Origin of the sequence: Methanoregula formicica SMSP, from assembly GCF_000327485.1 — an archaeon.
GTDB classification, from domain to species: Archaea; Halobacteriota; Methanomicrobia; order Methanomicrobiales; family Methanospirillaceae; genus Methanoregula; species Methanoregula formicica.
In genome coordinates, this window is the sequence record NC_019943.1 from 39949 (window position 1) to 63555 (window position 23607).

The 23607-nt window shown below is 55.6% G+C and carries 26 protein-coding genes; 15 read left to right on the top strand and 11 right to left on the bottom strand.

Annotated elements, in window-relative coordinates; genetic code table 11:
• Positions 1 to 64: 64 nt before the first annotated feature.
• Genes purF through METFOR_RS00245 form a run of 3 tightly spaced genes read right to left on the bottom strand, consistent with a single transcriptional unit; the run spans position 65 to position 1921 of the window.
• Positions 65 to 1486, bottom strand: coding sequence for an amidophosphoribosyltransferase (gene purF, locus METFOR_RS00235; protein WP_015284097.1), 1422 nt, complete (start codon positions 1484 to 1486; stop codon positions 65 to 67).
• Between the two features lie 12 nt (positions 1487 to 1498).
• Positions 1499 to 1681, bottom strand: coding sequence for a 50S ribosomal protein L37e (locus tag METFOR_RS00240; protein ID WP_015284098.1), 183 nt, complete (start codon positions 1679 to 1681; stop codon positions 1499 to 1501).
• A 12-nt stretch (positions 1682 to 1693) separates the two neighbouring features.
• On the bottom strand, positions 1694 to 1921 hold the full coding sequence (locus METFOR_RS00245; RefSeq protein ID WP_015284099.1) for an LSM domain-containing protein: 228 nt from the start codon (positions 1919 to 1921) through the stop codon (positions 1694 to 1696).
• 179 nt (positions 1922 to 2100) lie between these two features.
• On the opposite strand from METFOR_RS00245, the gene METFOR_RS00250 reads away from it, so the two are divergent.
• The 3 genes from METFOR_RS00250 (at position 2101) to METFOR_RS00260 (ending at position 3613) form a co-directional block, all read left to right on the top strand.
• Positions 2101 to 2598: an RNA-binding protein gene (locus tag METFOR_RS00250; protein ID WP_015284100.1), complete on the top strand. Its 498-nt coding sequence runs from the start codon at positions 2101 to 2103 to the stop codon at positions 2596 to 2598.
• Between the two features lie 123 nt (positions 2599 to 2721).
• On the top strand, positions 2722 to 3084 hold the full coding sequence (locus METFOR_RS00255; RefSeq protein WP_015284101.1) for a cell division protein SepF: 363 nt from the start codon (positions 2722 to 2724) through the stop codon (positions 3082 to 3084).
• Positions 3085 to 3088: 4 nt separating this feature from the next.
• Positions 3089 to 3613, top strand: a complete 525-nt coding sequence (locus METFOR_RS00260) for a ZPR1 zinc finger domain-containing protein (protein ID WP_015284102.1) — start codon at positions 3089 to 3091, stop codon at positions 3611 to 3613.
• 166 nt (positions 3614 to 3779) lie between these two features.
• Here the strand turns inward: METFOR_RS00260 and METFOR_RS00265 are convergent, their stop codons facing one another.
• Positions 3780 to 4214, bottom strand: a complete 435-nt coding sequence (locus METFOR_RS00265) for a hypothetical protein (protein ID WP_148277550.1) — start codon at positions 4212 to 4214, stop codon at positions 3780 to 3782.
• 21 nt (positions 4215 to 4235) lie between these two features.
• Positions 4236 to 4778: a hypothetical protein gene (locus tag METFOR_RS00270; protein ID WP_015284103.1), complete on the bottom strand. Its 543-nt coding sequence runs from the start codon at positions 4776 to 4778 to the stop codon at positions 4236 to 4238.
• Positions 4779 to 5443: 665 nt separating this feature from the next.
• Here METFOR_RS00270 and METFOR_RS00275 point away from each other — a divergent pair.
• Positions 5444 to 5650 (top strand): hypothetical protein, encoded by a 207-nt coding sequence (locus tag METFOR_RS00275; protein WP_015284104.1) that lies wholly within the window; start codon positions 5444 to 5446, stop codon positions 5648 to 5650.
• A 982-nt stretch (positions 5651 to 6632) separates the two neighbouring features.
• Positions 6633 to 7043, top strand: coding sequence for a hypothetical protein (locus METFOR_RS00280; protein ID WP_015284105.1), 411 nt, complete (start codon positions 6633 to 6635; stop codon positions 7041 to 7043).
• A gap of 14 nt (positions 7044 to 7057) precedes the next feature.
• Here METFOR_RS00280 and METFOR_RS00285 read toward each other — a convergent pair whose 3' ends face one another.
• From METFOR_RS00285 to METFOR_RS00295, 3 genes are all read right to left on the bottom strand, one after another.
• Positions 7058 to 7582, bottom strand: a complete 525-nt coding sequence (locus METFOR_RS00285) for a GNAT family N-acetyltransferase (RefSeq protein ID WP_015284106.1) — start codon at positions 7580 to 7582, stop codon at positions 7058 to 7060.
• A gap of 73 nt (positions 7583 to 7655) precedes the next feature.
• Positions 7656 to 8750 carry a phosphoribosylformylglycinamidine cyclo-ligase gene (purM, locus tag METFOR_RS00290; RefSeq protein WP_015284107.1) on the bottom strand — a complete coding sequence of 365 codons (1095 nt, stop codon included), beginning with the start codon at positions 8748 to 8750 and terminating at the stop codon, positions 7656 to 7658.
• Positions 8743 to 10143: an aspartate kinase gene (locus METFOR_RS00295; RefSeq protein ID WP_015284108.1), complete on the bottom strand. Its 1401-nt coding sequence runs from the start codon at positions 10141 to 10143 to the stop codon at positions 8743 to 8745. Before METFOR_RS00295 ends, purM begins: the two co-directional genes overlap by 8 nt.
• Before the next feature lie 64 nt (positions 10144 to 10207).
• Here METFOR_RS00295 and tfrA point away from each other — a divergent pair, with 64 nt between their 5' ends.
• From tfrA to METFOR_RS14280, 4 genes are all read left to right on the top strand, one after another.
• Positions 10208 to 11851 carry a fumarate reductase (CoM/CoB) subunit TfrA gene (gene tfrA, locus METFOR_RS00300; protein WP_015284109.1) on the top strand — a complete coding sequence of 548 codons (1644 nt, stop codon included), beginning with the start codon at positions 10208 to 10210 and terminating at the stop codon, positions 11849 to 11851.
• Positions 11848 to 13302 (top strand): fumarate reductase (CoM/CoB) subunit TfrB, encoded by a 1455-nt coding sequence (gene tfrB / locus METFOR_RS00305; RefSeq protein ID WP_015284110.1) that lies wholly within the window; start codon positions 11848 to 11850, stop codon positions 13300 to 13302. Before tfrA ends, tfrB begins: the two co-directional genes overlap by 4 nt.
• A gap of 100 nt (positions 13303 to 13402) precedes the next feature.
• Positions 13403 to 14203: an ABC transporter substrate-binding protein gene (locus tag METFOR_RS00310; protein ID WP_158491332.1), complete on the top strand. Its 801-nt coding sequence runs from the start codon at positions 13403 to 13405 to the stop codon at positions 14201 to 14203.
• A gap of 175 nt (positions 14204 to 14378) precedes the next feature.
• A complete protein-coding gene (locus METFOR_RS14280; RefSeq protein ID WP_015284112.1) occupies positions 14379 to 17207 on the top strand; it encodes a PAS domain S-box protein in 2829 nt (942 codons plus the stop codon).
• Between the two features lie 39 nt (positions 17208 to 17246).
• Here the strand turns inward: METFOR_RS14280 and METFOR_RS00320 are convergent, their stop codons facing one another.
• Positions 17247 to 18395, bottom strand: coding sequence for a Uxx-star family glutaredoxin-like (seleno)protein (locus METFOR_RS00320; protein ID WP_052310726.1), 1149 nt, complete (start codon positions 18393 to 18395; stop codon positions 17247 to 17249).
• Between the two features lie 200 nt (positions 18396 to 18595).
• Between METFOR_RS00320 and METFOR_RS00325 the strand changes: the two genes are divergently transcribed.
• Positions 18596 to 19870: a LamG domain-containing protein gene (locus tag METFOR_RS00325; RefSeq protein ID WP_158491333.1), complete on the top strand. Its 1275-nt coding sequence runs from the start codon at positions 18596 to 18598 to the stop codon at positions 19868 to 19870.
• A gap of 5 nt (positions 19871 to 19875) precedes the next feature.
• On the opposite strand, the gene METFOR_RS00330 is transcribed toward METFOR_RS00325, so the two are convergent.
• On the bottom strand, positions 19876 to 20379 hold the full coding sequence (locus tag METFOR_RS00330; protein WP_015284115.1) for a rubrerythrin family protein: 504 nt from the start codon (positions 20377 to 20379) through the stop codon (positions 19876 to 19878).
• A 157-nt stretch (positions 20380 to 20536) separates the two neighbouring features.
• Here METFOR_RS00330 and radC point away from each other — a divergent pair, with 157 nt between their 5' ends.
• On the top strand, positions 20537 to 21190 hold the full coding sequence (gene radC / locus METFOR_RS00335) for a RadC family protein (RefSeq protein ID WP_015284116.1): 654 nt from the start codon (positions 20537 to 20539) through the stop codon (positions 21188 to 21190).
• Between the two features lie 34 nt (positions 21191 to 21224).
• Here radC and METFOR_RS00340 read toward each other — a convergent pair whose 3' ends face one another.
• The gene (locus tag METFOR_RS00340) at positions 21225 to 21818 is read right to left on the bottom strand and encodes a flavodoxin family protein (RefSeq protein WP_015284117.1); all 594 of its coding nucleotides are present in this window, start codon (positions 21816 to 21818) and stop codon (positions 21225 to 21227) included.
• 124 nt (positions 21819 to 21942) lie between these two features.
• Between METFOR_RS00340 and METFOR_RS00345 the strand changes: the two genes are divergently transcribed.
• From METFOR_RS00345 to METFOR_RS00360, 4 genes are all read left to right on the top strand, one after another.
• A complete protein-coding gene (locus METFOR_RS00345; RefSeq protein WP_015284118.1) occupies positions 21943 to 22182 on the top strand; it encodes a zinc ribbon-containing protein in 240 nt (79 codons plus the stop codon).
• A gap of 104 nt (positions 22183 to 22286) precedes the next feature.
• Entirely contained in the window at positions 22287 to 22412 is a 126-nt protein-coding gene (locus tag METFOR_RS00350) for a desulfoferrodoxin FeS4 iron-binding domain-containing protein (protein WP_015284119.1), read from the top strand.
• Between the two features lie 3 nt (positions 22413 to 22415).
• Positions 22416 to 22823, top strand: coding sequence for a carboxymuconolactone decarboxylase family protein (locus tag METFOR_RS00355; protein WP_015284120.1), 408 nt, complete (start codon positions 22416 to 22418; stop codon positions 22821 to 22823).
• Between the two features lie 108 nt (positions 22824 to 22931).
• Positions 22932 to 23585: a DUF5591 domain-containing protein gene (locus METFOR_RS00360; protein WP_015284121.1), complete on the top strand. Its 654-nt coding sequence runs from the start codon at positions 22932 to 22934 to the stop codon at positions 23583 to 23585.
• Positions 23586 to 23607 lie beyond the last annotated feature (22 nt).

Consider the following 23607-nt stretch of genomic DNA (forward strand, 5'->3'; position numbering starts at 1 on the left):
GGTTTGTCCCTTAAAGGTTATCGCCGGATCTATAAAATATTTGGATTTCTATGGATGGCACTGATCAGGCCTCGAACGTCCCGAGCTTGGTCTGGTACGTTGCATCAACAAAGTCCACCTGGCTGGGCCGTGCATTCTCGCCTTCAATGGGGAGCGGATAGCAGCCGGTCAGGCAGCCAAGGCAGAGGTTCTCACCTTCAAACCCGGTCGCCTTAATCAGGCCCTCAAGCGAGATGTGGTGGAGGGTGGTTGCAGTGATGCTCTTCCGCACCTCTTCCTCGGTCCGGTTGTGGGCGATGAGTTCTTCCCGTGTGGGGAAATCCGTTCCAAGGTAACAGGGGGCCTTGATGGCCGGTGAGCCGATCCTCACGTGGATCTCCCGTGCACCGGCATCCCGGACAATGCCGATTATCCGCTTCGATGTCGTGCCCCGGACGATGCTGTCGTCAACGAGGACGACCGACTTGTCCTTCAGGTGCGCCGGGATCGGGTTGAGTTTCATCCGCACGGCCCGCTCCCGTTCCTTCTGTGTGGGCATGATGAAGGTCCGCCCCATGTACCGGTTCTTCATCAGGCACTCGACAAACGGGATCTTCGAGCCCTCGGCATACCCGATCGCGTGTGCGGTCCCGGAGTCCGGGACCGAGGAGACCGAGTCCGCCTTCACCGGATCCTCCTCATACAGCGTTTTTCCGATCTTGCGCCGCACATCGTACACGAGCACCCCGTCGATGATCGAGTCTGCCCGGGCAAAGTAGATGTACTCAAAGACGCAGTGTGCACGCCGGCCGGCCACCGCCACCTGCATGCACCGGATCCCCTCTGCATCGATCCGGATTAGCTCGCCGGGCTTCACGTCCCGGAGGAACTTTGCGGAGAGGGCGTCCATGGCAACACTCTCGGAGGCAAGCATGTATCCGTTCTCGGTCTTCCCGATGCCCAGGGGCTTGATCCCGAGCGGGTCGCGGAAGCCGTACATAACCCCGTCAATCATGATGAGGGTGGCGTACGACCCCACGAGCTTGTGCATGCAGGTCCTGACCGCGTCCTCGACCGACCCTGAGTTGCTGAGCGCGTTGATCAGGATCTTTGCGATGATCTCCGTGTCGGTGGTGGTGATGAAGATCTGGCCTGAGCGTTCATAGCCGGCCCGGAGCTCACTCGTATTGACAAGGTTCCCGTTGTGGGCAATGGAGATGAAATGCTCCTGGAACCGGAAGTTCAATGGCTGGATATTTTCCGGAAGGTTCTGGCCCGTGGTCGGGTACCGCACATGGCCGATACCGATCGTTCCTTTCAGGTCAGTCAAAACAGAAGGAGAGAAGACATCGGCAACCAGACCGCTCCCCTTGAATTTATGGAGGCTGGTGCCGTCAAACGTGGAGATCCCGGCGCTCTCCTGCCCGCGGTGCTGGAGAGCGTACAGGGCATAATAGAGCTGGATTGAGACACCGCCAGCATCCACGATGCCAACGATTCCACACATGGTACAACCCTATTAATGCGTCGGGACTTTTGGTCTCTTCGTATCCCACTTGTAGCTCGAGATCTTCGTGCTCTTGCCGAATCCGCAGGCAGAGCAGACTTTCTTGTTGGCGTGGAACGAGATCTTCCCGCAGCGCCGGCAGGCGATGTGGGTGAACTTGTTCCGCTTACCCATTGACGGAGTGCCTTTTGACATGTTTGTTTCACCTTATTCGAGTGATGGAGAGATATAAATCACGTTGTCTCCGCGGACGATGAGCGTGCCTACCTTCTGGACCTGTCCGTTCTCCACTTCCTCGGCCTTATCAAGCACGAGGTTCATATGTACATCATATCCCTGGAGAACGCCCCGGATTTCTCTCCCGCCTTTGAGAGATACAATAACGGGCTGACGGTTCAGCACCTGATCCAAAATATCCAACGGCCTTTTGGTCATAATAATACCCTGTTACCATCGCTCTGGAGTAATATATGTGTGCGAGCGGATCACTTAAACATACCGTAGATCCCAGCATGGCAATAAAATTTCCTGCACAAGCGTCCCCTTGCAGTTGTGAAAAACAGGCCGGGATGCAAATTTTTTTCATGCCTCCGCTCTGAATGATGTGCAGAACGATGAAAAAGATTGTCGTAAAGAAGCGCCACTCGATCCGGAAGAGCCAGGCGCAGGATTTGCTCACCCGCTTATCGGAGCAGATCGGTCCCTCGGCAAAGCTGTTCAGCGCCGATATGATCGAGGTCCTCGAGACCACGGCGAATGTCTCGCTCTACATGGTGAATAAAAAGCCGGTCCTGATGGCCACGGAAACGTGGGTCTTCCCGACGCTCAAAGGGGCGGTGCAGTACCCGTTTCCCGAGCGCCGGGTCGTGGTGGACGCCGGCGCGATCCCGTACGTGGTGAACGGCGCCGACATCATGCGCCCCGGGATCGTCTCGTGCACGGACGACATAACTGCCGGGATGCCGGTCCAGATCGTGGACGAGCGGCACGGTAAGGCACTGGCCATCGGAATTGCCCTCTTTGATGCGCCCGGGTTGCGTGCTGCAACGGCAGGAAAGATGGTAAAAAAGTTCCATCACGTCGGTGACGAGATCTGGAACATGGAAATATGAGCCGGAACCGGATCCGGCGGGCATGCGGAAAAACGGCCGATTTGCCCTTTTTTTTAGGAAAAATCCCTTACCGGCGGGCTCTGAATAGATACTATTAAATAATTTTCTTCATTAAGTTTTTTTATGGTTAAGATCATAGACACCCTCCTTGGAAAGAGCGCCTCCCACGCGGACGACGAATACATGGAACTGGACCTTGCCTCGTACGAGGAACACGGCGGCGGTCCGGCCCTTCTTGTGAAGATTGCAACGATCAGCGACCTCAAGGACACGCCCCGTGTCAAGGACGAGGTCTACTCCGGCAACATCGTGATCGTTGATATTTCCCGGCTCAAGATGGACAAGATCTCGTACGAGCGTGTCTTAAAGGACTTGAAGGAAGTCGCAAAGGACGTCAACGGGGACATCATCGGCCTCGGCGACCAGCGCTATGTTGTCTTAACGCCCATGTCGGTCAAGATCTCCCGCGACAAGATCGGTGGATAATCGCGTGGAGACGAAAGTCCCGGGACCGTGTCCAAGCTGCAATACTGAAATCGACTATCTCTACAAGACAGAGAATATTCCCTATTTTTCCGATATCCTCATCATCTCCGCCATCTGCCCGTCCTGCGGGTACAAGTTCGTGGACACCCAGCTCTTAAAGCATGGCGAACCGGCGCGGTACACACTCCCCGTTGAGAAGGAGGACGACCTCGCGGCCCGCGTTGTCCGGAGCATGAGCGCCAGCATCGAGATCCCCGAGCTCGGCGTCCGCATCGACCCCGGCCCCCAGTGCCAAGGATTTGTCTCGAACGTGGAAGGGGTGCTCGACCGGATCGAGCAGGTTGTCAAGGGTGCTCTGAAATGGGGAACCGATGTGGAGAAAGAAAACGCTGCGGAGCTTTTAGCTGACATTGCAAGGGTGAAGGCCGGACTGTACCCGATTACGCTGATTGTTGAAGATCCAAGTGGGAACAGTGGAATTGAGAGCGAGAGGGTCGTGAAGGAAAAGTACGAACCGGAAGAGGAATAATTCCTAATACAGGAAAACTGTTATTTTTTGATTTCTGAATCTTTTTTATTGCAATTCATCACAAACGGCAAGCATCCTGATCAATCTTACAGGGAGACGATAATTGGGGTGGCAAGTGAAAAACAAACTCATGAAAAACAAACTCATTGTTTTAGTTTTGCTAGTTTTATGGTTGAGCCCTTCCCATGGGAGCTTGAGGTTCAGGATACTCTGTGATAGAATTTAATGTCTCCAATTTTTTTGGGGGATTTTGGAAATCCCAAACCGTCATACAATAAATTACTATCATTAATCCCAATGTAATCATCAATGCAAAATATCCAAGTGAAACCAACAAAGACTGGCCATCTCCGACAAGAAAGTACACAAGAATACAAATTTCGGAAATAAAAAAGCAAATTACCAAAAATAATGTATTATATATAACTTTTGTCCATGCTGCTTTAGAGTCTGTTGTAAAAAGAGTGGGATCACCAAGATTATTTTTTATTGAAAATTCGTGTCTGCCTAAATCAAACATACTTTTTACACCAGTCATCGATAGCGTCATTCCTGCGATACCGCCGACAATAACTGGGGTGCTAGGATCAAAAATTATCATTTATACCAAAACCACTCGATTTTATTCTATTGTATTTAACTGACCTATTTCTTCAGGTGTGGCAATGATTTTAATACGTCTCTTGTTCTTATATTCTTCAAAATATTTTTTGACGAGACTAATATTTTCTTTTTCTGCATTTTCAACAGCTGTTGCACACCCATAGTTATCTACATCGGAATGAGGATCTTCGTAAAGAATATTACCATTGATTATACAGAAGTGTTTTTCGGGCCGTTCTTCTGCGACCATTAGTGTAAGTTTATCCGGATAATCTATCTTCAATTGCTTTAATTTCTCTTTTGTGGCCACATTTCGTAATTTGGGGCCAGTGATTATTTCAACACTATATCCATTATAAATGGCTTCTTGAATATTCTGAACTAACGAACACTCACCCACAATAAAAATTATTTTTTTATCACGTTTGCTTTTAGGAGTGTCAACAATCCATGAGCGTCGCAATAGCCGCGGTAAACTTACACCATGCTTGTTATGATGTTCCACTCGGTATATATTGCCTAATTTGGCATATGGTGAAAACAAAGATATAAGACCGGGCATTCCTCATCTCATCATTTTTGGCGAGCTCAATATGGCGGGTTCAATATGTTTGCATTTCAAAGATTTAAATATGACTTTTTAGTTTGCTGAGTGTTGATTTAAACAATAACCACTCTGTAGCAATGATATATAAATATTTTTAAAAAATTATCGGATTCGCCTTAGAATTCCAATTAATTGGAAAATACACTCACGGATTTATTTTATTTTTGATTCTCTCACTTAAATAAAGAGGAAAATACCGATTTGCGCAATATATGTCTATCCTTCTATCACCAACCACTATCTATGAGTGACATGTGAATTTAGAAACCTTCGTGCAACACCAATCGTTTGAGCAGTGGATCAACCGCTACCGCAATAGAACCATTTTTGAAAAATTTTTATGCGATAAAACATTTTCAGAGATCTGATTTCCCCTTCTGCTGCAACCATTCATCCATGTCAAAAATATAAAGTATTATTATATAATAAATTGGCGATGGAAATTTCCCGAGAAATCTTTTAAATTTTCGGAACAAGCGCAAATTCACGCCATTATATCCAGAACACAACAGAGGCAAAGAGCCATCATCATAGGAGCCACCATCAATGGACAATAACAATACCTCAACATCTACTAGCCCGACCATTAATAAAAAACACAAACCGCAGAGGCCTTAGCCATGAAACGCGGCCGCCCATCAACAATCGGCATCGACAACGCCATCCCCATCGCAAAGAAACGCGGCTGCATGATGAGAGTAACGTACTCTTCCGACAGCGTCTGCGATTTTTTTATCCGGCCCGTAACGCACGTGGCTTTTATCCGGCTTATTCGCATTGAAAAGATCGTGGCGCCGGTCAACGAGATCGAGCACGAGTACCGCTAGATCATTGCCGAGCTCCGGTTATTCCCGCAATCGCTGCAGATCCAGAAAGAACTCTGGGTCTACAACAAGTACGGAACGTATCGTTTCTTCCGGCTGACCGATGATGGCCTGGAAGAAATCCCGCAGAGCGGGGAGCTGGCCAAGAACAAAAAACCGGAACCTAATGCCAGGACAGATGGGTGGAACAATCCGGATACGAAACCGCTACCGGGAAGGTCAACAAGGAGACCCTTGGGAAGCCTCCGTCGTAGACTATGGTCTGTCCCTGGATGAGGGATCCTCCTCGGATACCAGACAGAGGGTTATCTGTCGAAGAATTCCCATTGGGGAATTCTTCTCCTGCTTCAGGTCTTATGACCTGTCGCACGTCGGAGAATTCTGACCCGACAAGACCCTTTAGGACTAAGTACCCCAAAAAGCAGGACTAAATCGCGAAAATACAGAACTAAGTCCCTCATTTTTCCCGTTTTTACGTCGTAAAAAAAGAGACGCAAATAGCGCTAAGACAGCCGCGAAAGTCAGGTCCGGACAGGCTGAGGGATGTCGTTTTGGAGAGAATGGGGTGTCCGGATCGAGTCTGCCGACGAGGGAGTTGCCCTCCCTTGTGCCTCCGACTAGTTCGAAAACCAGGAGGATGAGAAGAACTCGCAAGAGTTCTTCGAAGCAGAGAGTCGAAGAGCCTTCGGCTCAGGTGAAGGTTGTTGACCTTCTCCTGCCGCGAGTCAGAACACTCGCGGCATTCTCCTGCTTCGGGTCTGATGACCCTCATCACCCCCAAGAGCGTCAAACCTCCGGAAGATCTTCAGAAAGTTTCCCTTAACGATTGATCGGATTTTTTTTCACGATCCTAATCGCAAAAATTTTTCAAAATTTTTTTAATTTTTCTGATTTAGAGAAGTTGAAAAAAATTTCTGACATCCGGATCAAATCATCAATCCTCATCGCCCGGCAAACAAAACAATCACGCAAAGGAGTCTCCCCCATGTCCTTCCCCCTCACCTCAATCTGGCGCTGCCGTCTGGTCGGCGCCTTCCTGACCTGGCTCGTCCCGTTTGTCTGCGCCATCCCGTTCTACGGGCCGAGCGGCCTGCTGATTGATCCGCAGCTCTTCAAGTCGATCATGATCGTGGTCGGATCGATCACGGCCGCGATCCTGATCGTCTGGTGCTTCCGGCCGGTCGAGAGTAATTTTACGCACGAAGCGATCGTGACCGGCATTGTCTGGCTGCTTGCGAACTGGGTGCTCGACCTCATCGTGCTTGTCGGACTGCTGGGAATGGCGCTGCCGGATTATGCCGGGCAGATTGGGCTGCGGTATCTCGTGATTCCGGCGATGGTGATCGCGGCCGGGGTCGTGGCAGATGAGGCATCGGCGGGGAAAGTCCCGCAATAATTTTCCCGGTGACTTCAAATCTCTTTCTGGTACATCACGACATCGAGGACCTTCCCGAACTTTTCACCGATATTCTTCAGGTGTGCACACTTCGAGAAGCCGGCTTTCTCCATCAGCCGGATGCTTGCCTGGTTCTCCCCGCAGATGGTTCCGACCAGTACATGAATGCCGGCCTCTTTTGCAGCTGCTTCAAGATGGTCGAGGGCAGAAAGACCGATCCCCTTGCCGGTGAATCCCGGTTTCAGGTAGATGCTCAGTTCGGCCGACCGGTCGTATGCCTGCCGCTTTTTGTACTGCGTAAGAAAACAATACCCGATCATCTCGCCTTTTTCCGTAATCAGGAATGCGGGATATTTTAGGTGCGAGAGGAAAAGAAATTCTTCCAGATCGGTTCTGGACAGTTTCTCGCTGTGAAAGGTCGCGGTCGAATTCAGGATATAGTGGTTATAAATCTCAAGGATTGCATCCATATCGGTGTCCTTGACCGGGAAAAATTCCACCACCAGGGAACTCTTCTCTTGTTTCTCGTATGAATGCATTGCGATCCAGCGGAGGGTGTAATCGTGCTGTGTCCAATCCGAACGGAGAAAAAATTTTAGGTTGATGAGGTTGTTACGTTATCTCCATCTCCCCGAGCCACGCCCCCGGTTCCTTCACGACTTCCCCAACAACCTTCGCCCCTTTTACCATCTTCGTGATGCACGCAACGCTCTTCTCCGGCACCACGTACGCATAGCCCATGCCCATATTGAAGGTCCGGTACATCTCCTCGTCCGCAATATCACCCTTCTTCTGGATCCAGTCGAAGACCTCGGGAGGCTTGATCGGGTTGTCGAAGACGAAGCCGTATTTCGAAAGCCGCTTGAAGTTCAGGAGGCCGCCACCGGTCACGTGACACATCCCGTGCACGGTGCACTTCGCGGTCACCTTCAGCACTTCGCTGTAGATCCGGGTCGGGGTGAGGAGCTCGGCTCCGAGCGTCTTTTTGTTCTTCAGCTTCTCATCGTAGCTCCCGTACTTTTCAACAACGCGGCGGGAGAGCGAGAGGCCGTTGCTGTGGATGCCGGTCGAGGGAACGCCAACAATCTTGTTTCCGGGCCGGATCTTCTCGCCCGTGATGATCTTCTTCTTGTCCTGGACGCCGAGGCAGGCACCGGCAAGGTCGAGGCCGTGGACAAGCCCGCGGAGCGACGCAGTCTCTCCACCTACGATATCGATGTTCGCCTGCTTTGCGCCCTCATTCAAACCCTTCCCGATCTGGGCCATCTTCTCCATCGAGAGCTTGTCGGTCGCGATGTAGTCCACGAACGAGACCGGCTCCATGTTCATCACGTAGAGATCGTTCACGTTCATCGCGATGCAGTCGATACCGACTGTTGTCCAGTCCTCCTGCTGGTCGGCGACAAGCATCTTGGTGCCCACGCCATCCGTTGTCAGGGCCAGGGCGAGCGGGCCGAAGTCGATGAGGCCGGCGAAGTGGCCGACAGCCCCCATCATCGTGTATTTACCCTTCCGCCGGTACTTCAGGTTTTTAATGAGGGCTTTGATCGCTGTTGCCTCGAGATCGATGTCCACACCGGCCTGTGCATAGGCACTCTTTGCCGGAACGGATTTCGCCGGCGTTTTCTTCGCGGCCGGTTTTTTTCCTGTCATCTTCTTAACGGTTATCTTCTTTGCCGCAGGCTTCTTTATCACAGTCTTACTCATCGCTCGCCTCCGAGAGCCGGAACTCATCATGGAGCACCCGGACCGCCCGGGGGCCGTCGCTCTGGCTCACAACAAAGGAGATGTTCGCCTCGCTCGACCCCTGCGAGATCATCATCACGTTGACACCTGCCTTGCCAAGGGCCGTGAAGATCCTGCCGCCGGTTCCAGGCGCCCCAGCCATGCCTGCCCCGACAACGGCCACCGCACAGACATCGTGATTGTGGGAGACCTGCCGTACCACCCCTTCCTTTGCCAGCTCTGAAAGGGCCTTCACGGCTGCAGAGACATGCGTCTCGTCCACGATGAGCGAGATGTTCGCCTCGCTCGATCCCTGCGAGATCATCATCACGTTCACCTCGTTGTCGGCAAGGATGGAAAAGATCGCCTTCGCAACACCGGGCCGCCCAATCATCTGGGCGCCGCAGATGTTGATGGCGGCAACCTTCTCGATATACGTCAGGGCCTTCACTACGCGGTGGTCCCGCTTGCCGGTCCGGACAATGACCGTGCCGGCGTGGGATGGGTTGAAGGTGTTCTTAACCCGCACGAGAATGCCCTTCCGCATCGCCGGCTCGATCGAGCGGGGGTGCATGACCTTTGCGCCGAAGTACGAGAGCTCCATGACCTCGAGGTACGAGAGCGAGGGCATGACCCGGGCATCGTTGATCACGCGGGGGTCGCAGGTCATGATCCCGTCTACATCGGTCCAGATCCAGATCTCATCCGCATCAATGCCGGCACCGACAATCGATGCGGAATAGTCCGAGCCGCTCCGGCCGAGCGTGGTCAGGATCCCTTCCCGGGTGCAGCCCATGAAGCCCATGATCACCGGGATCTCCTTCCCGAGCAGCGGGCCGATCCGGCGCTTGATCCGCTCGTCGCTCTCCGGGAGGGAGGTGGACTCGCCATGCTGGGGTGTGGTGAGGATGCCGGCCTCGCAGCCGTCCATCACCGAGGAGGGGATGCCCCGCTGTTTTATTGCAGCGGAGAGGATGGGGGCGAGGAGCCGTTCGCCGAACGAGATGATGTAGTCCTTCGAGCGGGGAGTGAGTTCCCGCAGGTTGTAGATCGCATTCAGGATATTCTCGAGCCGGATGAGGTTCTCCTCCATCGCAGCCCCGACCTCCGCGACATGGTCGGGTGCTGCACCCTCGAGCGTTGTGATATGGCGCTTTGACAGCGACTGGATCAGCGGGGCAATAGCGCTGTTGTCCTTTGCCGTCGGGAGGGCGGTTGCGACCTCGATGAGCTGGTCGGTCACGCCACGCTGGGCCGATACGACCACGGCAAGTTCGTCTCCCGCTTTGTGGTGTTTTGCTAAAATATCGACAACCTCTCCGATGCATTGTGCATCGGCAACGGATGTCCCGCCGAATTTCATTAAGAGTTTCATGCTCTTGCTCACTCGTGCCATTTGCTATTTATTTATCTAACTATACGATCCACTCTGTAATAAGATGCGTGCAGATGAGGTCACAGACTGCCACGTTCTGGTGATTGGCAGCGGGGGTGCGGGAGTCCGTGCTGCAATCGAGGCATCGCAGTACGGGGAGACGGTGCTCATCTCGAAGACCATCGTGGGCAAGGGAGGGTGCACCACAATGGCGGAGGGCGGGTACAACGCGGTGCTCCGGGACGTGGACACCTGCGGGGGCCATTATGAAGACACGATGAAGGGTGGGGCGTTCTTAAACGAACACGGGCTCGTGGATATTCTCACGAAAGAAGCTCCCCTGAGGATGGGCGACCTCGTGAAGTGGGGAGCGGTCTTCGACTTCACCGAGAACGACGAGGTTGCCCAGCGGCCGTTCGGGGGCCAGCGGTTCCCCCGGACCTGCTATGCGGGCGACCGGACCGGCCACGAGATGATGATGACGCTCACAGACCGGCTCTTATACGTGATGGAGCACGCAAAGAATGTCACGGTCCTGCAGGAGTACACGGTCATCGACCTGTTGAAAGACGGGGATTCGGTCATCGGGGCACTGGCGCTGGACGAGAAGGGCGACATTGTTGTCATGAAAGCGGACAGCACCATCCTTGCAACGGGCGGCGGGACGCGGGTGTACGACATCTCGACCAATTCGTCGAGCGGCACGGGCGACGGGTACGCGATGGGGTACCGGGCCGGCGCGGAACTGATCGACATGGAGATGGTCCAGTTCCACCCGACTGGCGCAATCATTCCCTACGATGCCCGGGGCCGGCTCGTGACCGAGGCGGTCCGGGGCGAGGGAGGGGTCCTGAAGAACGCAAACGGCGAGCGGTTCATGAAGGCCTACGACCCGGCACGGATGGAACTCTCCACCCGCGACGTGGTGGCCCGTGCCATCGCAACCGAGATCCAGAAAGGCCGGGGCACGAAGAACGGCGGGGTGTACCTCGACGTCACGCACCTCTCCCGCGAGCAGATTGAGACCCGCCTCCCCGTGATGCTTGAACAATTCCTCAAATTCGGCGTAGACATCCGGACAACCCCGATGGAAGTGGCCCCGACGGCCCACCACATCATGGGCGGCCTCCGGATCACGCCCGAGTGCCGGACAACCCTCGCCGGCCTCTTTGCCTGCGGCGAGGTCTCCGGGGGAGTGCACGGCGCCAACCGGCTTGGCGGCAATGCCCTTGCCGAGACGCAGGTCTTCGGCAAGCGGGCCGGTGAGGCGGCCGGGAAGGCCCCGGTGCGGAAGAAGAGTGTGGACGAGCGGCAGGTGGACGCCTGCCGGAAGCGGCTCGATGCATTTCTCTCGGGCAGCACGAACCCGGTGCAGGTCCGGACAAAGCTCCAGCTCGCGATGTGGGAAGGGGCCGGGATCTTCCGGACCGCGATCACGCTCGAAGAGACGCTGCACACGATCCGTCACCTCCAGACCATGAACCTGAAGGCTGCGTCGGCCAGGAACCTTGCCGAGTGCTGCATTGTCCAGAACATGTGCCTGACCGCTTCGCTCATCTGCCGGTCCGCCCTGCTCCGCACGGAATCTCGCGGGGCCCATGTCCGGACCGATGTCGCGGCAACCCATGACGCAGAACACTCGCCGTTCGGCCACACGTTCGTCTCGGTCACCCGCGAAGGAATCGAGACCCACGAGGTGAAAACATGAAGGAGCTGACGGTCACGGTGCGCCGGTTCGACCCGGAGACGGACAAGGAGCCCCGGTACGTGACCTACCGGGTGAAAGTGAACGACGGCGCACGCGTCCTCAACGTGCTGCACGCGATTCACGACTCCATCGACCCCACGCTCTCGTACCGCTACTCCTGCGCCTCGGGCCAGTGCGGCTCGTGCGCCGTACGGGTAAACGGCGAACCGGTGCTTGCCTGCATGGAGGAAGCAAAGGACAACATGAAGGTCGAGCCGCTGAACCTTGATGTGAAGAAGGATCTCGTGACTGACCTCATCCCCCGGCTCGAACAGATCGCTTCGCTCATCCCGAAGAAAGATGCCGTGATGCCGAAGAAGGCCGACATCGATGCGATGAAGCCCTTGAAAGACTGTATCGAGTGCCTCTGCTGCGTCTCGGTCTGCCCGGCGGTCGATGTGACAAAATTTATTGGCCCGACCGCCATGCGCCAGCAGATGCGGCTCGTGCTCGATCCCCGTGACAGCGGCGACCGTATCTCCGATGCGGTCCGGGACGGGCTCTTCACGTGCACTACCTGCCAGGCCTGCTGGAGAGTCTGCCCGAAGGAGATCCAGACACCGGCCAAGGCCATCGAGAAACTCCGGGCCCACGCAAACCGGCGCGGGTTCACCCTGCCCCGGCACAAGGAAGTGGCAGCCATGGTGCAGGAGACCGGCAGGAGCATTCCCCGGACTTCGGAATCGTTCCTGGAGAAGGTGCCCGGTGTTATCGAGCCGGTCGGCCCCGTGAAGGCAACGGTCGGGCTCTTCATCGGCTGTGTGTACAACCTCCGGCAGCAGCAGTCCGCTCTCGACGCAATGGAAGTGCTGAAGAGAAATGGCATCCGGGTCATCATCCCGAAAGAGCAGGTCTGCTGCGGCTCGCCACTCATCCGGACCGGGCAGCTCACGTACATCGATGAGCTGAAACGGCGGAACATTGAGACATTCACGTCACGGAAGATCGACACCGTCCTCACTATGTGTGCCGGTTGCGGCAGCACGCTCAAGCACGACTACGAGACACCCTTTACGGTCATCGACATCAACGAGCTCCTTACTAAGTACGGCATCGAGGCCCCGGTAAAACTTCCCATTAAAGCGACCTATCACGACCCCTGCCACCTGATGCGGGGGCAGGGTGTGAAGGACGAACCCCGGCAGCTGATCCGGCAGGTCGTGGAGCTCGTGGAGATGCCAGCCATCTGCTGCGGTTCCGGTGGCGGCGTAAGGTCCGGGAACCCGGACGAGGCTGCGGCACTCGGGAAGAAGCGGGGCGAGGAGATCAGAAAGACCGGGGCGGAGATCGTCATCACGTCCTGCCCGTTCTGCGAGTTCCACATTGCCGGCAACACCGACAAGCCGGTCAAAAATATCATGACCGTGCTGCTCGAAGGCTACCGTGAGAAAGACAAAAAGGCGAAAAACTAAAGCCGCCATAGCCCTCTTGGCCCGGCTCATCAAAAGTGCTATTCATCGTCACTTTTTCCGGTACCAAATGCATAAATTTCCGGCCTGCGTTTTTCAGTACATGAAGGTCATTATCCCCCTCGTCGTTTTCCTTGTTATCGGATGCATTGCGGCTGCCGGATGCACCTCTGCCCTGAACAGCACGGCACCGGTCACGACTACACCCATCCCGCAGGAACCCCGTCCGCAGTATGTCATTGGTGTCGATGCAGACTTCCCGCCGTTTTCATCGCAGGACAGTACCGGGAACTTCTCCGGCTTTGATATCGATACCGCCCGCCGCGTTGCGGAGATCGAAGGCTTCGATGTGACCTTCGTGGCAATTCCCTGGGACAGCGCAATTTCTTCCCTTGAGAGCGGAAAGGTCGATATGATCTGGTCGGGCATGACGGTCTCCCCCGAACGGAGCGCCTGGGTGAACTTCTCGGTTCCGTACTACCGCGTGACCCGGAGCATTGCTGTCCGCGAGGGATCCGGGTTCACGATGGAGGATTTCAACACGGGGAAGATCCGGATCGGTGCCCAGGCGGGATCGACCGAGCAGGAGTGGGTTGAAGTGAACCTCATCGAAACCGGCAGGCTGCCGGAGGCAAACCTCTCCCTGTACAAGGATATCTCCAGCATGACGGGGGCTCTCGTGAACGGCACCGTTGATGCCACCCTTGTCCAGGCCCCGACGCAGGCCCGCGCCATCCATGGAAAACCGTTAGTTGTCATCGGGAATACCATGGACGAGGACACGTACGCGGTGGCGATCCGGAACAACGATACCCGCCTGCAGGCAACAATCGATCACGGGCTTGGCATTCTGATGAGTGATCCCGTGTGGCAGGAGATGAAGGCAAAGCACGGGCTGCAGTAGCGGGCAGATCCCTTAGTGCGGGTATCCTTGCGATCAGCCTTACATTTTTCACCCTGTTTTTTCACCAGTCATTCCCAAACGAAGAGGTATTTTACAAATGCATCCTTCCCTTTAGGCGCGTCTGCCGGTCGCCGGTAGCGAAAGGGATATACTGCGCAGAAGAAATGGATTACTGATGCCGGACAGCATTCGCGTCCTCTATGTTGATGACGAGAGCGACCTGCTTGAGGTGGGAAAACTCTTTCTTGAGGAGAGCGGGGAATTTTCGGTCACGACCATTGTCTCGCCGAAGGCAGCCTTGGATCTCCTCCACAAGGAGCATTTCGACGCGATTATCTCGGATTACCAGATGGATGAACTGGATGGGATCCGGTTCTTGCAGGCTGTCCGCGAGCGGTTCCCTATTGTCCCCTTCATCCTCTTCACCGGACGAGGCCGTGAAGAGGTTGTAATCCAGGCCCTCAACAACGGCGCCGATTTCTATCTTCAGAAAGGTGGAGATCCTGAGGCGCAGTTTGCCGAGCTTGCCCACAAAATCCGGCAGGCTGTCCGGACAAAGCAGGCAGAACAGTCCCTTGCCGAAAACCGGGATTATCTCGAGCGGATCTATGCCTCTGTCCAGGGGGGGATCCTCATCATCGATGCAAAAACCCACGAAATCCTCGACCTGAACCCTGCGGCCGAAAAGATGATGGGGAGGGCAAAGGACCAGATCCTTGGCAGGGTCTGCCACGAGTTCATCTGCCCGGCAGAACAGGGCCGGTGCCCGATCACGGACCTGCACCTGGAAGTGGATAACTCCGAGCGCATCATCCTGACGGCAGATGGCGGGAAGCGGGATATCATCAAGTACGTGGTCCCGTTCAACCTCCACGGCCGGGAGTGCCTGCTGGAAACTTTCCTCGATAATACCGAGCGGAAACAAGCAACGGATAACCTGAAAGAGGCATATGAGAGACTGACCGTTGCCGAAGAGGAACTCCGGCAGAATTACGAGGCTATCAGTAAAAAAGAGCTGGCGCTCCGGGGCCGGGAGAAGCAGCTTGCGGAGACCAACACCTATCTCTCCAACCTCACCTCGTATGCGGCAAACCCAATCGTGATTTGGGATGTCAATTCGCGCATCACCGGGTTCAACAAGGCGTTTGAGAAGCTGACCGGCTTTGCCGAATCGAACGTGCTGGGGCGTGACTTCGATGTCCTGTTCCCCGATGAGTCGCGCAAAAGTTCCCTCGACCTCGTCTGCCGGGCGCTGTTCGGCGAGAAATGGGAAGGCGTCGAGATCCCGGTCAAGACAATCCATGGCGCGACCCGGACGGTGCTCTGGAACTCGGCAAACATCTATGCAGAAGACGGGATCACCCCGGTTGCCACCATTGCGATGGGGACCGACATAACCGAGCGGAAAAAAGCAGAAGTGGAACTGCTCCAGAGTAATACGGAACTCCATAACGCGTACGAGCAGATTGCCCAGACAGAAGAAGAACTCCGGCAGAATTACGAGCAGCTGAGCGCCACCGAGGAGGAGCTGCGGCAGAATTATGAGACACTCTCTCACCAGGAACAAGCACTCAGGGAGAGCGAGGAAAAGTTCCGGGTGCTGGTCGAGAGTTCGCTTGACGGTATTGTGATCACGGACTTTTCCGGGATCCTGCTTTTCTCAAACGCAGCTGCCGGCCGCATTGTCGAGGCTGCCGATTACCCTTCCCTCATCGGCAAGATGAACATTCTGGAGTTTATCGCTCCCGCCTTCCGGCCTGAGGTGCTCCGTGACTTTGCCCAGGTGATGGGAGGCCGGGATGCTTATCTTGTCACCTATCAGCTCGTCACCGAGAAAGGAAGGGTGATTTGGGCCGAATGTATCGGGAGGAAAATTACTTTCGGGAAAATCCCCGCAATGCTTGTCTCCTTCCGGGATGTTACAAGCCGGAAGGAGGCGGAAGAAGTACTCCGCGAGTCTGAAAAAAAATTTGTCACGGTCTTTCAGAACAATCCCGTTCCCCTCACCCTCACATCAGCGGATGGCGGGATGTTTGCCGATGTCAATGAGGCGTTCCTGAGCAGCACCGGGTACCTGCGGGAGGAAGTGATCGGAAAAACCCCAAGGGAGCTGGGGCTTTTTGTCAGCCCGGATGACATACCCCGGCTGGTCACGGAACTCCGTACAAAGCACCAGGTCAGCGGAATGGACCTGCCCTGCCGGACAAAGAATGGCGAGGTTCGTATCTGCCGGTTCTCCTCGCGGATCATCATGATGGGCAGCACACCCCATGTTATCTCAACCGTAGAGGACGTCTCAGAGCGCATGAAAACCGAAGAAGCGCTTCAGCAGGCAAACAAGAAGCTCCACCTCCTCTCGAGTATCACCCGGCACGATATCAAAAACCAGCTCATGACCCTGGACGGGTACATCAGCCTCATTGATAAGAAGAGCCCTGCCGGCTGCGAGCAGGAGATTGCCCGACTCAGGAAGGTGAGCAGGCAGATCTCAAGCATGATCCAGTTCACGAAGGACTACCAGCAGGTGGGAATAACAAGCCCCGTCTGGACGGACCTCAGATCCCTGGTAGACGATGCAAAAAAGGGCGTTTCCCAAATGACTGCCACGGTCGGGAACGATATTCCGGCCGGGGCGGAAATCTATGCCGATCCGCTTATCGCAAAAGTTTTCTTCAATCTTGTTGACAATGCCGTGCGCCACGGGGGGTCGGTCACCACCATCCGGTTTTCGCTTGCATCACGTAACGGTGACAGCACGATCGTCTGCGAAGACGATGGTACAGGCATTGCACCCGAGATGAGAAAGAAACTCTTCCGCAAAGGGTTCGGAAAGAACAACGGCTTTGGGCTGTTCCTCTCCCGCGAGGTCCTTGACATCACCGGTATAACGATACAGGAGACCGGTGAGCCGGGGAAAGGGGCACGATTCGAGATGAACATCCCAAAGGAGTCATTCCGGATGGCTGCCGGAAAAGACAATCGATCTCTTCCGGCTATTCCGTGAATCCTCACCGATCCGGCAATCCGGGTCCGGATACCGGTCTCACTGCGCCATCAGGTACTCGTATGCCTCGAGCGCTGCTTTTGCCCCATCCCCGGATGCGATGATGATCTGTTTGCTCTTTTCATTGGTGACATCGCCTGCGGCAAAGACGCCGGGCTGGCTTGTGCAGCCGTTGATATCGACAATGACCTCCCCGCGATCGTTCAGGTTCACAAAACCGTCCAGGATATCAGTATTGGGGATCCAGCCAATCTCGACAAAAATGCCGTCAAGACTGATCTGACGCTCCACACCATTCGCGTCGCGGATCGTGACACCGGTCAGGAACGGGTCTCCGTGAAGAGCGGTGACATACGTGTGCTCGTGAACTGCGATGCTGCCAATGGTTTTCAGCCGTTCCAGGTAGATCGGGTCCGCCCTGATGCTGCTGCGCACAATGAGATTGACTGACAATGCAATCCGGCTCATCTCGATTGCGGTCTGGACTGCAGAGTTCCCGCCGCCAACGACCGCGATTTTTTTTCCTTTATAGAGGGGTCCGTCGCAGGTTGAACAGATCGAGATCCCGCGCCCGATGAAACGCTCCTCCCCGAGAACATCAAGCTTCCGCGGCCGCTTGCCCTGCGTGAGGATAAGTGCCCTGGCCCGGATGGTCTTGCCCGTGGCTGTCGTTACGGTGAAATCCTGCTGGTTGCGTGTAACCGAGGTAACCCTGTCCAGTTGCAGCCGTATGTTGAATGTACGGACCTGCTCTTCGAACTTCTTCATCAGGTCTTCCCCCGTGATCATCCGGTAGCCCATGTAGTTCTCGATCGCCCACGACTCCAGCGCCTGCCCGCCGATGTTCTCGCTGATAATCAGGGTATTGAGCATCTTCCTTGCACAATAGACTCCCGCCGTGAGGCCGGCCGGGCCGGCCCCGACAATCAGGACGTCATACTTGTCCGGGGCCTTTTCCTTCCCAAAGAGTTCCGTCAGGCGCTCGGCATCGAACCCGACGATCACTTCGCTGTCCACAACAATGACCGGGACGCCCCGCTGGCCGGAGATCTCGATCATTTTTTGTGCCTTTTCAGCATCGGCACCCACATCGATGCTCTCGTAGGGGACGCCATTCTTGTCAAGGAACGCCTTGGCCATCCGGCAGTAGGGGCAGTTCTGGGTAGAATAGACGGTGACTCTGGTCATTAAGCCGGAAAGGGTTCCGGAATGATATAAACATATTGCCGGCAGCATGAGGCGGGTGGCGGTCGTCCTTATCGCAACCTTCTTTTTGGACAAGTCCCAATACACCTTTGGATACATCCATGGACACCGCCTGTTCCGTTCCGGGGATGAGGAGATACGCCCTTTTCTTTCTTGTACTGCTCCTCGCTCTCTGCATCCCCGTGACAGGGGCGGAACCCTCCCCCACGCCCGATCCGGCGATATACCTCAACTTCAACGAGGAGGGAGGGATGACGGCTCTCGATGCCTCGGGCCATTACAACCCCGGCATTATCATGGGGGCCGAGCGAACCCGGTCCGGGATGTGCTGGGGAGCGCTCCTCTTCAATGGCACGGGAGAGTACGTCAGCATCCCGTACACGGAGCGAAACCATCCGCGGCAAAACATCACGGTCTCGACATGGTTCTACGTAGACTCCTACAACCCCCAGACCCTTGTCTCCAGTTACCAGAACGGGGGCTACTGGCTGGGATTCGGTGACGGGAACGACCTATGGTGGACCATTACTACCGAACGCTCAGGAGCTGTCTCCGTCCCGGTCCTTCACGAAGGAATTGCGCTCCGGCAGTGGCATCATGTCACCGGCACCTATGACGGCACATCCGCGAAGATCTACCTGGACGGGTCTCTCCGGAACCGGGCCAATGCCTCCGGGCCCCTCCACTATGAGTACCAGAATTCCGTTCTCCTCGGAGCGGATGCCGGAGAGGGAGAAACGCCTGACACCGCCTGCCCGCGTTTCCTGAAGGGTGGGCTCGATGATGTGAGGATCTATGACACGGCGCTGACCTACTCTGAGGTTATGGAAGACCGGTTCCGCTGCTCTGCCGAGCCGGGAAAGATCCCGCGTGTTGTGGAGAACGAGACCTTCGCCCTCCCCTCCTGCCTCTCCAGTTCCGGGTCGCTCGTGCTTGCCGAAGGGCAGTCTGCGAAGAGGACACTCCTTTTTTCCGACATCGCAGAGAACGGGACCTGGTCGGTTTCCGTGCCGCCGGGCTCGGTGCTGGTTGTCAAAGCCCGCGATCTCTATTCCTCGTCGTACCCCGATGCCTGGTATGTCGAGATCGCTGACGGGAACCAGCGCGTTGACCGGTCGATTGCCTTCCCCGGCACCAACAATGCACCGGTAGACGGTGTGATACCGTCAGGGAATGCTATGGTCACAATCCGGTATTATGACGGCAAGTACCGCTTCCCGGCCAGTGTCGAGGTGACATTCGAGTGCCGTGCTGCCCCACCCCATCCCGTCCAAGTCATCCCGAAAAATATCCTTGCAAATACCGGGATCGTGATCTATTCTGCCTCCTGGGCAACCCTGATCGCCGTGCTGGTTGTCGTTGTCTGGCTGCACCGGAGAAAGGTTGCACGGAAAGCAGCCATGGAAAAAGAAGACCCCTGCAACACACCTGAGGAGACCGGGAAAAAAGAGGATTAAGACCCTTACAGCGTGATTTCCTTAAACTGCTTGCCAAAGACCCCGCAGATCGGGCACTTATCGGGGACTTTACCCAGTTCTATGTTTCCGCAGACAGGGCAGAGGAATACCTTCTCCCGCCCGATGTCATGGCCTGCTTTGATGGCGTCAAGCGCCTTCTTGTAGAGCGCTGCATGGACCTGCTCGGCCTTCATCGCGTGCGTGAACGCCAGGACCGCATCAGTCTTCTTCTCGGCCTCGGCTTCTTTGATGAACCCGGGGTACATGGACTCGTACTCATGGGTCTCCCCCCCGATTGCACCTTCAAGGTTAGCTGCCGTTGTGCCGACAGCGGACATGACCTTTAACAGCTTCTTTGCGTGGATGGCCTCGGCCTCGGAGGCTGCGAAAAAGAGCGTGGCTACACCCTTGAACCCCTCCTCGGCGGCCTTGTCGGAGAAGGCTTTGTACTTGCGGTTGGCCTGCGATTCGCCGGCATACGCTTCCTTTACATTGTCGATGGTTGCCATAGGGGATGATATGGAGACGGGTTCATTTAAAGATTATTTATGAGGCAGGGGGCCCCGAAAGAGATATTTTCAGGTGAGATAATTTAAGATGTATAAAATGCAACCTTAAAGCCATGTCCATGATCCGGGCGGGCAGGGGGCTGATGGTATAAGGAAGATGAAAGATATTCCGGCGCTTGATCGTCCCCGGGAGAAGATTGCCCGTAAGGGGGCCGTTGCCCTCACGGACGCAGAACTCGTGGAGGCGATCCTCGGGAGGGGAACGCGGCAGCGGGATGTCAGGGAGATAGCCCGGGACATCTGCGGCCTGCTGAAAGATAGGGAGCCGATGCGGTACGAGGAGATCTGTGCCATCGAGGGGATCGGCCCGACAAAAGCCTCGCAGATCCTGGCCTGCTTTGAGATCGGGAGGCGGTACTATTCAAAGGACCATGATACTGCCCGAGTGACACGGCCGGATGACATCCTCCCCCTCGTCGCCCACCTGCGGGACAAGCGGCAGGAGCACTTCTGCTGTATCACGCTCAACGGGGCGGGGGAGGTTCTGGGAAACCGCATCATCACCATCGGGCTCTTAAACCACAGCCTTGTCCACCCGCGCGAAGTCTTTGCCGATGCGATCCTGGACCGGGCAGCCTCGATCATCTGCGTCCACAACCACCCCTCGGGATCCCTTGAGCCAAGCTCGCAGGACATCGCCATCACGGCCCAGCTGAAGGAGGCGGGAGCGCTTGTGGGCATCCAGCTCATCGACCACCTTATTGTCACAAAGACCGGGCACCTGAGCATGCGGGAACGCGGGCTCGTGTGAGACGATAAGCTACAGGAAAAATGGGAGCTGCCCTTCAGGGATTGAGCGCGTTTCCGAGCGCCTGGCCCTTCTGGTAGGCGGCATCCAGGAGTTCCGGGTGGCGGGTAACATCGACGAGGGTGTCCATGTCGTTGATGAGAAGCTCGTCTGCGTACCTGGAGTCGATGATGTCACAGAACGCTTTGGCCGTGAGCCGGGCACCGACAAATGTCTCCGGGATCTTCATGCCGGATATGCAGATGAAGAGCACACGCCGGGTCGCCCGTTTCTCCGCGGGAATGAGCGATTCTTTACGGAGATACTTGGCCATGTAGAAGACCTGGCAGCGGTCCATGAAGGACTTGAGCTTGCCGGGAATGCCCATACACATGATCGGCGTTGCGATGATGATGCCGTCCGCATCCCGGATCTTCGGGTAGAGCTCCTGCATGTCGTCGTCCATGGTGCAGGTCTCGTGATCCTTGCAGAAAAACATCTCCTGACAGTCCTCAAAACAGAGGGTTGCAAGGCTGATCTTCTCGACGCTGCAGCCTGCGTCTTCTGCCCCTTTTAGCGCCCGGTCGAGCAGCCGGGCTGTGTTTCCTTCAGGAAGCGGGCTCCCGAGGAACCCGATGATCCGGCCGGCCATACTACAACTGGAGGAAAAGAGGACATATAGTTTTGCAAAAATTCCCTGAAGCCCCGTCGGAAACCTCCGACCGGGACTGGCATCAACACAACTCATATATATCATTCCGCCAGAGTGAAGGTTGGTGGTCCTTTTGACCGAACAGAAAACCTACAATGCCGGCCAGAAAGTAGGCCCTGGCAAATATGTCTGCATCGACTGCGGAAAAGAGCTGACGCTCGACAAGAGCGAGCAGGACCTCCGGAAGTGCCCGGCCTGTGCCTGCGAAGAGTACCAGTGCTTCCCGATGACGCACATCCGCCCGGACATCAAATCCGCGGATGATGTCAAGAACCCGCCCAAGCGGGGAAAGAGCAACATTTAATCGCACATTTTTCTTTTCGCACCGACCGTGTGAACGCTGGTGCCCTGCCGGGAATCGCCGGCACGAAGATGCGTACCAGGACCAGACAGGATCATGGAGACAGCATGGTAAATGTTTCAAAGGAAGGACAGGTCTTCAAGTGCGAGATCTGCGGTAACGTTGTTGTGGTGAAAGAGGCAGGCGGCGGAGAACTGATCTGCTGCGGCGAACCCATGGTTTTGGAGGAGTAAACAATGGTAGTGAAGAAAAAAACTGTCAGAAAAGCCCCGGTAAAAAAGCCGGCGGTGAAAGCAGCTGCGGGAAGGGGACTGAAGAAGCTTGAGACGAAAATTGGCAAGGTGCCGAAGTTCTTCAAGGAACTGACCACGAACGAGCCCGAGATGTTCAAGATGGTGATGCGGTTTGAGGAGCACATCTGGGAGGACGGGGCGATCTCGAAGAAGACCAAGAAGCTGATTGCCATCGCCATCGCTGCGGCCCTCCGGGACCAGCACGCGGTTCGCGCCCAGCTGGCCGGCGCCGCAAACCTCGGCGTGACCAAGAGAGAGATCGAGGAAGCACTTCGCGTCACGTTCCTCCTCTCGGGCATGCCCGCCTACGTGTACGGCAAGGCCCAGCTTGACGAAGTGATGAAGAAGTAACGAGAGCCGGACTAAGCTCTCCCGCTTCTTTTGTTTATATTCTTTTTTGAAACCGGGCTTTTGATCGCGGGTTTCATCTGCTCCCGTGACGATCTCGTATGGAACACGATGGCGGATGATATCCCTGGTTTTGGGAATGGCGAAAAGAAGCCGATCCTCACCGATCCCCCCTTCTATCTCCCGGAATTCGAACAGTCATACCGCTATATCATTGACGAGTACGCTGTAGCCCCAAAGGATATCGCCATCTTCATGCCGTGTGCAGTCCGGAAACCGTACAGTCAAAGCCCGAGCCACCAGCTGATCCGGATGGTCATCTCGCAGGTATTCTCCGAGCCGCAATACCATATCGTCATCTTCGGCACCTGCGGCATCGTCCCTCAGGAGCTCGAGGAGATGTACCCGTACGCCCACTACAAGTACATGCTCGGGAAATGTAAAGATCCAAAAATTCTCGAGGATTTTCTCAGGATCGAGACCGACCGGGTGGCAGGATACCTGGACAAGACGCGAGACACCTACAAATACCGGATCGCGTACTGCATCGGGCTCTTTCGCGAGGCGCTCATCCGGGGATCAGAAAAGTCCGGTGTGAAGATCGACCTCATCCTCCCTACCCGCGACATGATCAACAAAGTCATTGAGGAGGGGGACTGTGTCTTCGAGGAGGGTAGCCTCTCGATGGACGAGTACCTGGGCGAGTTCACCGACGAGCTGATCCGGTTCCGGAATGCGCACTTTAACGAGAGGTATAAGGCCTGAGCGGATAGTGGCCCAACGCTTG

What these genes read in the sequence shown, in the direction of transcription:
- purM (WP_015284107.1), bottom strand. Translation starts at nt 8,750, where the DNA reads ATGAGTAAGACTGTGATAAAGAAGCCTGCGGCAAAGAAGATAACCGTT.
- METFOR_RS00355 (WP_015284120.1), top strand. Translation starts at nt 22,416, where the DNA reads ATGGTAGTGAAGAAAAAAACTGTCAGAAAAGCCCCGGTAAAAAAGCCG.
- METFOR_RS00285 (WP_015284106.1), bottom strand. Translation starts at nt 7,582, where the DNA reads ATGCATTCATACGAGAAACAAGAGAAGAGTTCCCTGGTGGTGGAATTT.
- METFOR_RS00340 (WP_015284117.1), bottom strand. Translation starts at nt 21,818, where the DNA reads ATGGCCGGCCGGATCATCGGGTTCCTCGGGAGCCCGCTTCCTGAAGGA.
- METFOR_RS00245 (WP_015284099.1), bottom strand. Translation starts at nt 1,921, where the DNA reads ATGACCAAAAGGCCGTTGGATATTTTGGATCAGGTGCTGAACCGTCAG.
- METFOR_RS00255 (WP_015284101.1), top strand. Translation starts at nt 2,722, where the DNA reads ATGGTTAAGATCATAGACACCCTCCTTGGAAAGAGCGCCTCCCACGCG.
- METFOR_RS00295 (WP_015284108.1), bottom strand. Translation starts at nt 10,143, where the DNA reads ATGAAACTCTTAATGAAATTCGGCGGGACATCCGTTGCCGATGCACAA.
- radC (WP_015284116.1), top strand. Translation starts at nt 20,537, where the DNA reads ATGAAAGATATTCCGGCGCTTGATCGTCCCCGGGAGAAGATTGCCCGT.
- METFOR_RS00240 (WP_015284098.1), bottom strand. Translation starts at nt 1,681, where the DNA reads ATGTCAAAAGGCACTCCGTCAATGGGTAAGCGGAACAAGTTCACCCAC.
- tfrB (WP_015284110.1), top strand. Translation starts at nt 11,848, where the DNA reads ATGAAGGAGCTGACGGTCACGGTGCGCCGGTTCGACCCGGAGACGGAC.
- METFOR_RS00275 (WP_015284104.1), top strand. Translation starts at nt 5,444, where the DNA reads ATGAAACGCGGCCGCCCATCAACAATCGGCATCGACAACGCCATCCCC.
- METFOR_RS00330 (WP_015284115.1), bottom strand. Translation starts at nt 20,379, where the DNA reads ATGGCAACCATCGACAATGTAAAGGAAGCGTATGCCGGCGAATCGCAG.
- METFOR_RS14280 (WP_015284112.1), top strand. Translation starts at nt 14,379, where the DNA reads ATGCCGGACAGCATTCGCGTCCTCTATGTTGATGACGAGAGCGACCTG.
- METFOR_RS00320 (WP_052310726.1), bottom strand. Translation starts at nt 18,395, where the DNA reads ATGACCAGAGTCACCGTCTATTCTACCCAGAACTGCCCCTACTGCCGG.
- METFOR_RS00310 (WP_158491332.1), top strand. Translation starts at nt 13,403, where the DNA reads ATGAAGGTCATTATCCCCCTCGTCGTTTTCCTTGTTATCGGATGCATT.
- tfrA (WP_015284109.1), top strand. Translation starts at nt 10,208, where the DNA reads ATGCGTGCAGATGAGGTCACAGACTGCCACGTTCTGGTGATTGGCAGC.
- METFOR_RS00265 (WP_148277550.1), bottom strand. Translation starts at nt 4,214, where the DNA reads ATGATAATTTTTGATCCTAGCACCCCAGTTATTGTCGGCGGTATCGCA.
- purF (WP_015284097.1), bottom strand. Translation starts at nt 1,486, where the DNA reads ATGTGTGGAATCGTTGGCATCGTGGATGCTGGCGGTGTCTCAATCCAG.
- METFOR_RS00250 (WP_015284100.1), top strand. Translation starts at nt 2,101, where the DNA reads ATGAAAAAGATTGTCGTAAAGAAGCGCCACTCGATCCGGAAGAGCCAG.
- METFOR_RS00360 (WP_015284121.1), top strand. Translation starts at nt 22,932, where the DNA reads ATGGCGGATGATATCCCTGGTTTTGGGAATGGCGAAAAGAAGCCGATC.
- METFOR_RS00280 (WP_015284105.1), top strand. Translation starts at nt 6,633, where the DNA reads ATGTCCTTCCCCCTCACCTCAATCTGGCGCTGCCGTCTGGTCGGCGCC.
- METFOR_RS00270 (WP_015284103.1), bottom strand. Translation starts at nt 4,778, where the DNA reads ATGCCCGGTCTTATATCTTTGTTTTCACCATATGCCAAATTAGGCAAT.
- METFOR_RS00350 (WP_015284119.1), top strand. Translation starts at nt 22,287, where the DNA reads ATGGTAAATGTTTCAAAGGAAGGACAGGTCTTCAAGTGCGAGATCTGC.